Raw genomic sequence first — 12,285 nt, 5'->3', positions numbered from 1 at the left:
GGGGGGAAGGCCACCGACTCGCGGGAGCCGTGACAGCGTCACCAGCGTACCTGACCTGGCCGGACGAGTTGAAGACATGAACCTGACCACCAACCGTGGCAAAGTATTGTCCGTGAATCATTCATCCGAGATCAGTGCCGAAACCTTTGCCGAACTTGATTCCTTGGTGGGGGAGTGGACGTATCTGCCCGATATCGCCCAGGCCCTGGACATCCAGATCACCAAGGTGCACCGCATGATGGACCAGGGAGAGTTCTTGGAGGTCCGCCGCCCCTCCGACGGCGTCCGCGTGGTTCCCGCGGAGTTCATGGTGGGAGGTGAGCCGCTCAATGCGCTCAAGGGCACCATTTCGGTGCTGCGCGACGCCCGCTACACGGATGCGGAGGCCATTCGCTGGCTCTTCACCGAAGACGAGTCCCTTCCGGGCCGTCCGGTGGACGCGTTGCGTGAGGGCCGCAAGACCGAGGTTCGACGTCGGGCGCAGGCTCTGGGCTGGTAGCCCTATCGGCTGCGCCGCACCGCGGCGTCCGCGAGTGCGCGCAGCCCGGCGCGGGCCACGTCATTCGTGGGTAGCGTTGCGAGCTGTTGCTCGGCCGTAGCCACGAGGTCACTGATCAGGGCTTCGGTGTGTCCCAGCGCCCCGCTGTCGGTCATGAGGGCGCGGGCTCGGCTCACTTCTGCCTCGCTGAGATCGGCGCGGCCCAGGGCGGAATCCAACCACTCGATCGCTTCCCGGGAGGCTCCTCTGGCGCACAGGGCGACCAGCGCGGTGCGTTTGCCCTCCCTGATGTCGTCACCGGCGGGTTTGCCAGTGGTATCCGGATCACCGAAAACTCCCAGGACGTCGTCTCGTAACTGGAATGCCTCTCCCACGGGCAGCGCGAAGGACGAGCAGTGGGCCACGAACCGCTCGTCCGCTCCGGCCAGTGCGGCGCCGATGCGCACGGGGTGTTCGACAGAGTACTTGGCCGACTTGTAGCGCAGCACGGCCAGGGCACGAGCCAGTTGCTCGTCCGGATCGTCCGGCGCGGGAGCGACCTCGGCGTGGACGTCCAGATACTGCCCCACCATGACCTCGGTGCGCATGGTGTCGAAGATGGCTCGGGCCGAACGCTCGTCGTCGCGTGGTAGCTGCGCGCAGGCCTGAGCGAACACTTGCTCGGAGAAGGCCAAACTCATGTCCCCGGTCAACACCGCGGCACCGACACCGAAGTGCGCGGCGTCATCACGCCAGCCCTGTTGGGTGTGCACCCGTTCGAACTCCCGGTGCACACTGGGCTGTCCCCGGCGGGTGTCGGAGCGATCCAGGATGTCGTCGTGGATGAGCGCTGCGGATTGGAACAACTCCAACGCGGCGGCCGCCTGCACAATGGCCGGCGTCAAGATCCCGCCGCCGGCCGCGCGCCAGCCCCAGTAACACAGTCGAGCGCGCAGTCGTTTGCCACCGGAGGTGAGACGCGCAATGGATTCCACCAGTTGCGGGGCGTCCGGGGATATCTGCACAACCCGCTGGCGCTCCACCGAGAAGAACTCCGCCAGCTGATCGGTGAGGGCCCGCATGAACCGGGCGTCCTCGGCACCTGCTGCGGCTGCGGGTTCTGGCGTCTCGGTCATACAGCGGGCACCTCTTGTCCTGTGATCTAGGGATGGCTGCCCCGGCCATAAGCGCGGAGCACCATCCCAGCCTAGCGGGGCGCCCCCGGGGTTTCTGCGTGTCTGAGCCGATGCATAGGCTGGGGGCATCTCGGCAGGCGAGAACGCGGTTCATCGCCGCCATGATCACGGGGAGGGCAGAGTCAATGGGCGAGTCACAACGTTCCACGCGGCCCCCGCGGGGCCCGTCCCCGGAGCAACTGGACAGGTACCGCCGCTGCGCCATCCTGCACGTGGACATGGACATGTTCTACGTGGGTGTGGAACTCCTGCGGACACCCCAGCACCGGGGTAAGCCTGTGATCGTGGCGGGTCTGGGCCCGCGGTCGGTGGTGCTGTCCGCCTCGTACGAGGCACGGACATTCGGTGTGAATTCCGCCATGCCTCTTGTCCAGGCCCGTGCGGCATGTCCGCACGCCGTGGTGCTGGAGCCCCACCGGGAGGATTACACGCATTACTCGGGGCTCGTCATGGCCATGTTCCGTGACATCACCGACCGCGTTGAGCAGCTCAGCGTGGACGAGGCCTTCTTGGACGTTTCCGGGGCAATCCGTCGACTCGGACCGCCTGCCGTGATCGCCAGGCGGATTCGCGCGGAGATCGAGCACCGCACGGGACTCACCGCCTCAGTGGGCGTGGCGGAGAACAAGACGGTCGCCAAAATTGCGTCCGCCCATTGCAAGCCGAACGGCCTGCTGATCGTGGAACCGCACCGCACCCTGGCGTTCCTGGCCCAGCTGCCCGTCACCGCACTGTGGGGAGTGGGCAAGCGAACGGCCGCCGTTCTGCAAGGCGCCGGGCTGACCACGGTGGGGGACATCGCAGCCACCCCCGTCACCCGCCTCCGGTCACTCGTGGGAGACGCCGCGGGCCACCATCTGCATCAACTGGCCAATGGCTACGACCCGCGCGCGGTGACGCCCGTGCGCGAGGAAAAGAGCCTGGGGGCGGAACGCACTTTCGACCGTGACATATCCGACACCGCCCAGCTCAAACGGGTACTCCTGGGACTGTCCCATGACACCGCGGCTCGGTTACGTAGGCACGGGCTGCGCGCGCAACGCGTGGGTTTGAAACTGCGGTACGCCGACTTCTCCACCGTCTCGCGCTCGCGGACCCTGAGCCACCCCATCACGTCGGCCCACGATTTGTACACGGAATCCGCCGCCCTGCTGGACCACCTGGGGCCACGCAAACAATCCATCAGGTTGCTGGGAGTTCGCGCTGAAAAATTGGCGGCATCCGCTGACGCACTGCAGCTCAGTCTGGACGGTCGCGAGGAGGAATGGGGGGCAGCCGAGCAAGCCATGGACCGGGTTCATCACAGGTTCGGTCCGGGAGTGCTTCGCCCGGCGAAACTCCTGGATCCTGCCGTGCCAAACCAGGCCGCAAAGGATATCCTTGATGACACGTGATGATTATCCGGGTTTAGCGGTCATCTTCACTTCAACACTCAGGAGGAAACGTGCCCCTTTCCGAGCACGAACAGCAGCTTCTGGCGCAGCTTGAGAAGCAACTGCACCAAGATGATCCGCGTTTTGCGTCCACCATGCAGCCCGAGCCCACGCGCGGGCGGGGGTCCAAGCGCAACGTGGTGCTGGGCGTGGTGATTGCTGTGGTCGGTCTGGGTGTCGTCCTGGCGGGCGTGGTCGCGAACTTGATCATTCTGGGTGTCCTGGGATTCATCATCATGGGCGTGGGTGTGTACGTGGCCTTCATCCCGGCCGGGGGAAGCCTGGGAAGTTCCACATCCGCCGGACCCAAGCGCGGTGGCAGCACCAAGTCCTCGTCCGGCTTCCTGCGCAACCTCGAGCAGAAGTGGGACCAGCGTAACCAGGGCGGGGAAAACTAACCCTCCACTTTCCTCCCACCAACTCCTCTTTCGACTCCTCAGTCCATGACTGAGGAGTTTTTCTTTGCCCGAAATCTGCCCGGTGACACTCCGCCACCCTTGGCACGCCGGGAGGGGCGCGGGTGCGTTGACGGTGGAGGCAAGTGGAGTAAAGTGGAGCGCGATAGAGGAGCAAGGGTGCGGCTGGACCCCTGAATCGAGGCGGTGGAGATGTTTCTCGGAACATATTCGCCGCGCCTCGATGAGAAGGCCCGGTTGATCCTCCCGGCCAAGTTTCGGGCTGAACTGGCGGACGGACTCGTACTGACCCGCGGGCAGGAACGCTGCCTGTATGTGTTCAGTGAGCGGGAGTTCACCCGGGTGCACGAACAAATGCGAGCGGCGCCGTTGTCGTCCAAGCAGGCACGGGACTACATTCGCGTTTTTCTGTCCGGCGCTTCGGATGAGGTACCGGACAAACAAGGCCGCGTGACCATTCCCGCGTCACTGCGCACCTACGCCGGGCTCGGAAAGGAACTCGCCGTGATCGGTGCGGGGAGTCGTGCAGAGATCTGGGATGCGCAGGCATGGCAGCAGTACCTGGAGGAGAAGGAGGCAGCGTTCTCGGACACCGAAGAAGAGGTGATCCCCGGATTGTTCTGATTGCACCGCAGCGCGCACCGGATACGAGATCTCCAGCCGCCCACGTCACCGTCCTGACTCGACTTCCCCCGAGTCAGGCCGGATTCGAGTGACGAGTGGCGGAGGGGGATCTGGTAGCCGGACCGCGAAGGACCACACATCGTCAATCACGCGGGTGACAGCGACCAGGGCTGAACCCGAAACAGATCAGGAGCCCGGATGCAGGACACACCAGCTGAGCAGCGCCACGTACCGGTGCTGCTCGATCGCTGTCTGGACCTCCTAGCTCCCGGTTTCGACACTGCTTCACCCATCGCCCTGGATGCCACCCTGGGAATGGGCGGCCACACGGAGGCCATGCTCGAACGTTTCCCCCACCTCACCGTGGTGGGTATCGACCGAGATCCGCAAGCACTGGAATTGGCGGGAGAACGCCTGGCGCGGTTCGGGGATCGCTTCCTGAGCATCCACACCACCTATGACAACGTTGCTGACGCCGCTGCGGTCGCCGGAGTCGAGACGGTGGACGGGGTGCTGTTCGACCTGGGTGTGTCGTCTCTGCAATTGGACGAGCGCGAACGGGGTTTCGCGTATTCATTCGACGCGCCGCTGGACATGCGGATGAACTCGCAGGCGGACTTCACGGCGGAAACCGTGGTCAACGAGTACGAGGAAGACCAGTTGCGCGATATCTTGCGCAATTGGGGTGAGGAGCGCTTTGCCCCGCGGATCGCGCGAGCCATTGTGGCGGCGCGCGCGGTGAAACCGCTCACGACCACGGGCGAGCTCGTGGAAGTGGTGAAGAGCGCTGTCCCCATGAGCGTTCAGCACAAGAAGGGCCACCCGGCAAAGCAGACGTTTCAAGCACTGCGCATTGAAGTCAATGAAGAACTTGATGTTCTGTCTCGTGCCATTCCTGCCGCGTTGGAAACTCTGAGGGTCGGCGGGCGTGTCGTCGCCATGAGTTACCACTCGCTTGAGGACAAAATTGTGAAGCAGGAATTCGCGCGTGGCGCGCGGTCCTCGGCACCCAAGGGATTCCCCGTCGAGCTGCCGGAGCACCAGCCCACGCTCAAGGTCCTGACTCGAGGGGCCGAGAGGCCCACCGAAGAGGAAACCGCAACCAACCCCCGAGCTGCCTCTGCTCGGTTGCGGGCCGTCGAGAAAGTACGCACCACCATGAAGTCAGGGAGAACACGATGAGCAGCGCGGCTATGACACGACCGGCGCCCCCATCGACCCCCGGGGGAGAAGAACACTCGCCGCAACCGCGCACCCCGTTGTCGGTGGTGCCGCAGCGTGAAGTTCGCCGCAGCCGCGTGTCGACCGTGGTGATGTGCGCCCTGGCGCTGGCCGCGGCGCTCATGGGCATCTTGTTCCTCAATATCCAGATCTCCTCGGGGCAGTATCGCCTCACGGAACTCACCATCCAGGAAAGGGCACTTTCCCAGGAGAACGAAGCCCTGACCCAGGACATCGAGGCCAACGCCGCCCCCCAGAACCTGGCCGCGCGCGCCAACGATCTGGGAATGGTTCAGGCCAAGGACGTCGGAACGGTTGAGCTGAGCAGGGGGGCCGTTGCCGCGGCGTCGGGGGTGGCCGAAAAGGGTGAGGCCCAGGACATTCTGGTGCCCCCGGCGGAGATGAAGGGATCCGAAGCCGCGGAGAGCGCGCGCGTGGCCGCCGAGGAACGCGCGGAAAAGCGCGCCAAAGCAGAGGCGGACAAAAAGGCCGCCGATCGCAAGGCTCAACAGGAGGCCGAGCAAAAGGAGAACCTCAACGGGGGCTCCATCCCGGCACCTGCACAGCGTGAACCCGGACAGTAAACTTCGTGCGGTTCCGGCAACGGTGCCGGAACACGGCCGGACCCTTCGGAGGTAGCCCACTTCTCTGACCCTAAGAATTGAGGATTCCCTGTGTCATCACCCGCAACCAGAACCGCGTCCCGGAGACCCCGATGGACGCGCGCACAGGTGGGTATTGCCCTGTTGCTGGCGCTTCTTCTGGTGGTCGCGGGAAAACTGTTCTGGGTGCAGGGGCTGGACCCCACAGGTCGTGCGGAAGCCGCCGCGCAGAGCCGGACCCAGACGGAAGTCATTCCCGCGGTGCGCGGTGACATCCGCGACACGAACGGTAAGGTCCTGGCCAGAACGCTGCAGCGTTACGACATCACGGTGGATCAGACCGCGGTGGCCGAGTTCACCCGCGTCAAAGACGATCAGTCCACCGAGCAGGTGACCCCCACCCAGGCCGTGTACGACATCGCCGACGCACTGAGTCTGCCGGACACCGAGGTCAAGAACGCTCTGGACGGGGACAAGACCTTCAACTACGTGGCCCGCGGCGTGACTCCCGAGCAATACGGAAAAATTCAGGATCTCAATCTGCCGTACGTCTATGGTCAGCCGACCTTCCAACGCAGCTACCCCAATGGCGCGGTGGGTGGTTCCATCGTGGGCTTCCTGGGCGGGGACAACGAGGCCCTGGGCGGTATCGAGCAGACGCAGGACGAACAGTTGCGCGGAGTGGACGGTGAACGCCGGTACGAGATCTCCGGGGACGGCGTTCGGATTCCCGTGGCGCCCCAGGAACTGCAAGCCGCCCAGGACGGTGCGGACGTGCAACTGTCCGTGGACAGCGACGTCCAATATTTCGCGCAGCAGGCCGTGTCCGAGCGGGCTAAGGAACTCAACGCCGAGTGGGGCAGCGCCGTGGTGATGGACATCAAGACGGGCAAAGTTCTCGCCATGGCGGATTCATCCACGGTGGATCCCAACGTGCCCGGAAAGGCGGATGCTGAAGATCTGGGCGTCCGGTCCGTCACGCATGCCGTGGAACCGGGATCGACCCAGAAGATCCTGACCACCGCCGCCGTGATGGACCAGGGAATCGCCGATCCCGAGACCGAAATCACAGTGCCCCCGAACCTGCAGATCGATTCCGAGAAGATCACGGACGCCTTCGACCACGGAACGCAGAACCGCACCGTGGCCGGCATCATTGCCGATTCCATGAACACCGGCACGGTGATCATGGGAGCCAAAATGGACAAGCAGACCCGGCATGATTACATGGCGGATTTCGGTGTCGGTCAGTCCACGGGTATCGAACTGCCGGGTGAGACCTCGGGAATTCTGGCCCCGGCGGACGAGTGGGATTTCCGGCAGCAGTTCACGGTGTTGTTCGGCCAAGGTGTGTCCCAGAGCCCGTTGCGCACCGCGTCCATCTTCCAAGCGGTCGCCAACGACGGCGTTCTGATCGAACCTCGGCTGGTGGAATCCACGGAACAGGCCGATGGCACCGTGACCACCTCCGAACAGCCGGAAGGCAAACGAGTGGTCTCCGAGGACGCCGCCCAGAAAACCCTGGACGTCATGGAGACCGTGGTCACCGAGGGCGGCGCCCCGGAAGCAGCAGTACCCGGCTACCGGGTGGGTGGTAAGACCGGCACCGCCGAGGCCCCTAGTGACCAGGGCGGTTACGACGGGTACACCACGTCCTTCGTGGGCGTCGCCCCCATGGAAGATCCGCAGTACCTCGTGGGGATCACGCTGCAGCGCCCCGAAGGCGATGTGCACACCATTGGCGTGACCGAGACGTTCTCCACGATCATGGAGCAGGTGCTGCACCACTACAACGTTCCCCCGTCCACCAGCGATCCCGTGGCCATCACCAAGGAGGTCCCGGAGAGTGTGGATCGCTCCGTGACACCGTCCAACGCGCTGGAACAAACGTGGCCGGCACCGGCTCGGGAAGAGACGGCCGGATAAACTCGCACGATCAGGTGATATATCGGTAGGTACCGGCCCGGGCGAGTGGGGAACATTCGCAACAGCTCATTGAAAAGGATTTCCATGCTTGAATCTGCCGACCAGGGGCCCGATGCGCAGTCCGCGCGTCCGTCCCGTCCCGTGGCGCATACTGTTGAGCAGTTGGCCCGCCTCACGGGCGCGCAGATCGTGGCCTCCCATGGCGCACAGGCGACCCGGGTGATGGGAGTGGTCCTCAACTCTCGTGAGACGCAGCCCGGGGACCTGTACTCGGCTCTTCCCGGGGCACATGTTCACGGCGCGACGTTCGCCGCCGACGCCGCCGCGTCCGGTGCCGCGGCGATCCTCACCGATGCAGCGGGTGCAGAGATTGTGGCGAAGGCGGGCGTGGAGCTGCCGGTGCTGGTCAGTGCGGATCCCCGGGCTTGGACCGGTCGAGTTGCGGCCGAGATCTACAACTCCCACCCCGGGGACGCCAGCGCGCAGAAACTGTTCGCCGTGACCGGTACGAACGGTAAGACCACCACCACCTACTTCATCAACTCCATCTTGCGGGCCCTGGGGCATACCACGGGCTTGATCGGGACCATTGAGATCCTGGCCGGAGACACCCCCATTCCGTCCAAACTCACCACTCCCGAGGCGCCCCACGTGCACTCGCTCCTGTCCCTCATGCGTGAGCGCGGTATCGACGCCGCGGCCATGGAGGTCTCCTCCCACGCGTTGGAATTTCACCGCGTGGACGGAGTCAGGTACAACGTGGCGGGATTCACGAACCTCACCCAGGATCATCTGGACCTGCACGGGTCCATGGAGGCGTACTTCGAGGTGAAGGCCCAACTGTTCACCGCGGAACGCACCGAACGCGCCGTCGTCCTGCTGACCGAGGGCGACACGTGGGGTGAGGCTTTGGCCCGTCGTGCGCGCGAGAACCTCGGAACGGATCGTGTCACCTCTGTGGCCCTGCGCGGCAACATCGGGGATGACGCCCACGCCGGCCCCGGCCGATCCGGCGCCGACTGGACACTGCATTCCTTGACCCGGCGGGGTATCGGCCACGCGTTCACCCTGCAACACCGCGAGGGCCGCAAACTGTCGGTGTCCACGGCACTGCCCGGCGACTTCAACGTGGCCAATGCGGCACTGGCCGTACTCATGGTGCTGGACTCAGGGGTTGAGCTGGACACCCTGCAGAAGGCGCTGGACGAGCACGACCCGCTGACCACGGACGTGCCCGGCAGAATGCAGTTGATCGGAACCCGGCCCACGTCGGTCGTGGACTTCGCCCACAACCCGGACGCCATGGCGCGGGCCCTGCAGTCGGTGGAACCCACCGAGGAAGGCGGCCGTACCATTATCGTGTTCGGTGCCACGGGGCGCCGTGACAAGACCAAACGGCCCATCATGGGCAGGATTGCCGCCGAGGGCGCGGACATCGTGATCGTCACGGACGATGATCCCCATGACGAGGATCCCGCCCCGATTCGCGAACAGGTTGCCCAGGGTGCGCGCGCCGCCCAGGAGCACGGCGCCAGAGCCGCCGAGGTGCACGTGATTGCTCCGCGCGAGGTGGCCATCCACACCGCGGTGCGCATGTCTCGGCCCGAGGATTCCATCATTCTGGCCGGCCGCGGACACGAAACTTTCCAAGATCTCAACGGCGTGGCTCATCCCCTGGATGACCGCGTGGAACTCAAGGCGGCGTTGGACGCGTTGCACTCGAGTCGTAAGGAGCAGTCATGATTCCCCTCTCCGCAGCTCAGGTGGCGCAGGCCACCGGAGGCAGATTGGTGGGCGTCCAGGACCCGGAGGCCGTGGTGATTTCCGCGGTGACCACCGATTCCCGTGAGGTCACACCAGGCGCCCTGTTCGTGGCCAAGCCCGGCGAAACCACGGACGGCCACTCGTTCGTGCCGCAGGCCGCAGCCGCCGGCGCCGTGCTCCATGTGATGGAGCGCGAGATAGTGGACGTGGCGGGGGAAGCCTACCCCGGTGTTATCGTCCCCGACGCGGTGGAGGCCATGGGAGCGCTGGCCGGTCACGTGATCGACCGCCTCCGAGCGGCGCACCCGGTCACCGTGGTTGCGGTCACGGGTTCCGTGGGTAAGACCACCACCAAGGATCTGCTGGCCGGCATTTTCGCGTCACAGGGACCCACCGTGGCGCCCCGTAATTCCTACAACGGTGAGGTGGGCGTGCCCCTCACGGTGTTCACCGCTCAGCAGGACACCCGCTACTTCGTGATCGAAATGGGTGCCAATCATCTGGGCAACATCGAATACCTGTGCAACATGGTCCGCCCGGATGTGGGCGCTGTACTCTGCGTGGGCACCGCCCACGCCGGCGAATTCGGCGGCGTGGAGAACATCGCCCGCACCAAGGGCGAAATGGTCGAGGGTCTCAGCGCATCGGGTACGGCCGTCCTCAACGACGACGACGCCCGCGTGCGTCAGATGCGCACCCGGACCCAGGCCCACATCGTGTCTTTCGGCCTGGGTTCCGCGCCCCACGCGCCCGAACACGAGGATGACCGGGTGTGGGCCGAGAACGTGACGGTGGGCGCCGATGGTTGCCCGCGGTTCACCCTGCACCTGCCGGACGGTTCCGCGCACACGATCGAATCCAAGCTCATCGGCGCTCATCACGTGGCCAACATCCTGGCCGCGGCCTCGGTGGCGTTCGCGGCGGGTATCCCGGCACCGGCCATTGTCGCCGGCCTCACCGGCCGGGGCGCCCGGTCGCGCTGGCGGATGGAGCGCACCGAGCGCCCGGACGGTGTCACCGTGATCAACGACGCCTACAACGCCAACCCGCAGTCCATGCGCGCGGCCCTGCAGACATTGGCTCAGATGGGACGCGGTGACGGTGAGAACGCACCGCGTCGAACCGTGGCCGTGTTGGGCGGTATGTACGAGCTGGGGGAGGAGTCGGTCGCGGCTCACGATGCGCTCGGTCAGCTCCTGGTGCGGATGAACATCTCTCACGTTGTGGCGGTGGGCGACATTGCCCGTCCCATTTTCACCGCCGCTACCCTGGAAGGTTCGTGGGGGGACGAAGCCCAATGGGTGGCCACCGCCCAGGACGCCGAGGATTACCTCGCGCACGCACTGCAGCCGGGTGACATCGTGTTGTTCAAATCCTCCAATGCGGCGGGCCTGAACCACTTGGGTGACCGGGTCGCGGCAGCAGCGTCCGGCGGGGCGGCCACTGCCAACGGCACCAACGATGGCAAAGGAGACGAGCCAGCATGATCCAGTTGCTCATGGCTTCGGGGCTGGGCCTCGTCTTTTCCATTTTCGGTACCCCCGCACTGATCAAGATGCTGGCCCGCCGCGGATACGGCCAGTACATTCGCGATGACGGCCCCACGAGCCACCAGACCAAGCGGGGCACCCCCACCATGGGCGGTGTGGCCATCCTGTTGTCCGTGGTGGCGGCCTACGCGGTGACCCATCTGGTCAGCGTTCTGGCGTGGCCCGAGAACGGCGGTATCAGTCTGTCCGGGCTCTTGGCCCTGGGGCTGATGCTCGGCATGGGCGCAGTGGGTTTCTTGGACGATTACAAGAAGATCGCCCGGAAGCAGAACTTGGGACTCACGGCGGTCGGCAAAATGATTCTGCAGGGCACCATTGGCGTGGCCTTCGCCGTACTGGTGTTGTTCTTCCCGGACGAGGCCGGTAACACCCCCGCATCCACCGCAATTTCCTGGACCCGAGACACCAATGTCGATCTGGCCTTCGCTGGTCCGATCATCGGTGCCATCCTCTTCATCATCTGGGTCAACCTGATCGCGACCGGCACCACCAATGCCGTGAATCTCACGGACGGCCTGGACGGCCTGGCCACGGGCGCGTCCATCCTGGTGTTCAGCGGGTACATGCTGATCGCCCTGTGGCAGACGGGGCACCTGTGCGAGAACGTGAACCAGGCGGCCTGTTACGAGGTGCGTGACCCCATGGACCTGGCCATCGTGGCGGCGGCCCTGGTGGGAGCCCTGATCGGCTTCTTGTGGTGGAACACCTCACCGGCCAAGATCTTCATGGGCGATACCGGTTCACTGGGGCTCGGCGGTGCGCTGGCAGCATTCGCGGTGCTCTCCCGCACCGAGCTGCTCCTGATTGTGATCGCCGGTCTCTTCGTGATCATCACGTTGTCCGTCATCATGCAGGTGGGGTACTTCAAACTCTCGGGCGGCAAGCGCATTTTCAAGATGGCCCCGCTACAGCACCACTTTGAGCTCAAGGGCTGGCAAGAGGTCACCATCGTGGTGCGATTCTGGATCGTTGCCGGGCTGTTCGTCGCCGCGGCGCTGGGCGTGTTCTACGGTGACTGGTTGATGCACAACGGAGGGGCTTTCCCCGGAGCTGAGGCACTGCGATGATTCACGCC

11 protein-coding genes are annotated in these 12,285 nt (G+C 65.0%); 10 read left to right on the top strand and 1 reads right to left on the bottom strand.

Translation table 11 applies throughout. The features are described 5' to 3' along the window. Nucleotides 1-112 precede the first annotated feature (112 nt). A complete protein-coding gene (locus AC3ENJ_RS03190) occupies nt 113-499 on the top strand; it encodes an Rv2175c family DNA-binding protein (RefSeq protein ID WP_308495929.1) in 387 nt (128 codons plus the stop codon). Nucleotides 500-501: 2 nt separating this feature from the next. Here AC3ENJ_RS03190 and AC3ENJ_RS03185 read toward each other — a convergent pair whose 3' ends face one another. Then, the gene (locus tag AC3ENJ_RS03185; RefSeq protein WP_431813041.1) at nt 502-1,614 is read right to left on the bottom strand and encodes a polyprenyl synthetase family protein; all 1,113 of its coding nucleotides are present in this window, start codon (nt 1,612-1,614) and stop codon (nt 502-504) included. Nucleotides 1,615-1,799: 185 nt separating this feature from the next. On the opposite strand from AC3ENJ_RS03185, the gene dinB reads away from it, so the two are divergent. The 9 genes from dinB to mraY all read left to right on the top strand — a co-directional run bounded on the left by dinB (nt 1,800) and on the right by mraY (nt 12,277). Next, entirely contained in the window at nt 1,800-3,068 is a 1,269-nt protein-coding gene (gene dinB / locus AC3ENJ_RS03180; protein WP_431813040.1) for a DNA polymerase IV, read from the top strand. A gap of 50 nt (nt 3,069-3,118) precedes the next feature. Further along, a complete protein-coding gene (locus AC3ENJ_RS03175) occupies nt 3,119-3,505 on the top strand; it encodes an SCO2097 family morphological protein (protein ID WP_190782382.1) in 387 nt (128 codons plus the stop codon). Between the two features lie 210 nt (nt 3,506-3,715). Further along, nucleotides 3,716-4,147, top strand: a complete 432-nt coding sequence (gene mraZ, locus AC3ENJ_RS03170) for a division/cell wall cluster transcriptional repressor MraZ (RefSeq protein WP_190782381.1) — start codon at nt 3,716-3,718, stop codon at nt 4,145-4,147. A gap of 198 nt (nt 4,148-4,345) precedes the next feature. Continuing rightward, complete coding sequence (rsmH, locus tag AC3ENJ_RS03165) at nt 4,346-5,329, top strand: 16S rRNA (cytosine(1402)-N(4))-methyltransferase RsmH (RefSeq protein WP_190807669.1); 984 nt, start codon at nt 4,346-4,348, stop codon at nt 5,327-5,329. Further along, nucleotides 5,326-5,952 carry a cell division protein FtsL gene (gene ftsL / locus AC3ENJ_RS03160; RefSeq protein WP_431813039.1) on the top strand — a complete coding sequence of 209 codons (627 nt, stop codon included), beginning with the start codon at nt 5,326-5,328 and terminating at the stop codon, nt 5,950-5,952. Before rsmH ends, ftsL begins: the two co-directional genes overlap by 4 nt. A 90-nt stretch (nt 5,953-6,042) precedes the next feature. Further along, nucleotides 6,043-7,896: a peptidoglycan D,D-transpeptidase FtsI family protein gene (locus AC3ENJ_RS03155; protein WP_431813038.1), complete on the top strand. Its 1,854-nt coding sequence runs from the start codon at nt 6,043-6,045 to the stop codon at nt 7,894-7,896. An 84-nt stretch (nt 7,897-7,980) separates the two neighbouring features. Beyond that, complete coding sequence (locus AC3ENJ_RS03150; RefSeq protein ID WP_431813037.1) at nt 7,981-9,639, top strand: UDP-N-acetylmuramoyl-L-alanyl-D-glutamate--2,6-diaminopimelate ligase; 1,659 nt, start codon at nt 7,981-7,983, stop codon at nt 9,637-9,639. Next, nucleotides 9,636-11,147: a UDP-N-acetylmuramoyl-tripeptide--D-alanyl-D-alanine ligase gene (locus tag AC3ENJ_RS03145; protein WP_190807666.1), complete on the top strand. Its 1,512-nt coding sequence runs from the start codon at nt 9,636-9,638 to the stop codon at nt 11,145-11,147. The genes AC3ENJ_RS03150 and AC3ENJ_RS03145 overlap by 4 nt, the downstream gene beginning before the upstream one ends. Then, the gene (mraY, locus tag AC3ENJ_RS03140; protein WP_431813036.1) at nt 11,144-12,277 is read left to right on the top strand and encodes a phospho-N-acetylmuramoyl-pentapeptide-transferase; all 1,134 of its coding nucleotides are present in this window, start codon (nt 11,144-11,146) and stop codon (nt 12,275-12,277) included. The genes AC3ENJ_RS03145 and mraY overlap by 4 nt, the downstream gene beginning before the upstream one ends. Nucleotides 12,278-12,285: the final 8 nt, after the last annotated feature.

The sequence above is a fragment of the Kocuria sp. cx-455 genome, from assembly GCF_057707085.1.
The sequence above is the reverse complement of the archived record's forward strand: the minus strand, read 5'-3'. Positions and strand labels throughout refer to the sequence as shown.

Coding starts and splice junctions, on each gene's coding strand:
- AC3ENJ_RS03150 (WP_431813037.1), top strand. CDS start 7,981: ATGCTTGAATCTGCCGACCAGGGGCCCGATGCGCAGTCCGCGCGTCCG.
- rsmH (WP_190807669.1), top strand. CDS start 4,346: ATGCAGGACACACCAGCTGAGCAGCGCCACGTACCGGTGCTGCTCGAT.
- AC3ENJ_RS03185 (WP_431813041.1), bottom strand. CDS start 1,614: ATGACCGAGACGCCAGAACCCGCAGCCGCAGCAGGTGCCGAGGACGCC.
- ftsL (WP_431813039.1), top strand. CDS start 5,326: ATGAGCAGCGCGGCTATGACACGACCGGCGCCCCCATCGACCCCCGGG.
- mraY (WP_431813036.1), top strand. CDS start 11,144: ATGATCCAGTTGCTCATGGCTTCGGGGCTGGGCCTCGTCTTTTCCATT.
- mraZ (WP_190782381.1), top strand. CDS start 3,716: ATGTTTCTCGGAACATATTCGCCGCGCCTCGATGAGAAGGCCCGGTTG.
- AC3ENJ_RS03145 (WP_190807666.1), top strand. CDS start 9,636: ATGATTCCCCTCTCCGCAGCTCAGGTGGCGCAGGCCACCGGAGGCAGA.
- dinB (WP_431813040.1), top strand. CDS start 1,800: ATGGGCGAGTCACAACGTTCCACGCGGCCCCCGCGGGGCCCGTCCCCG.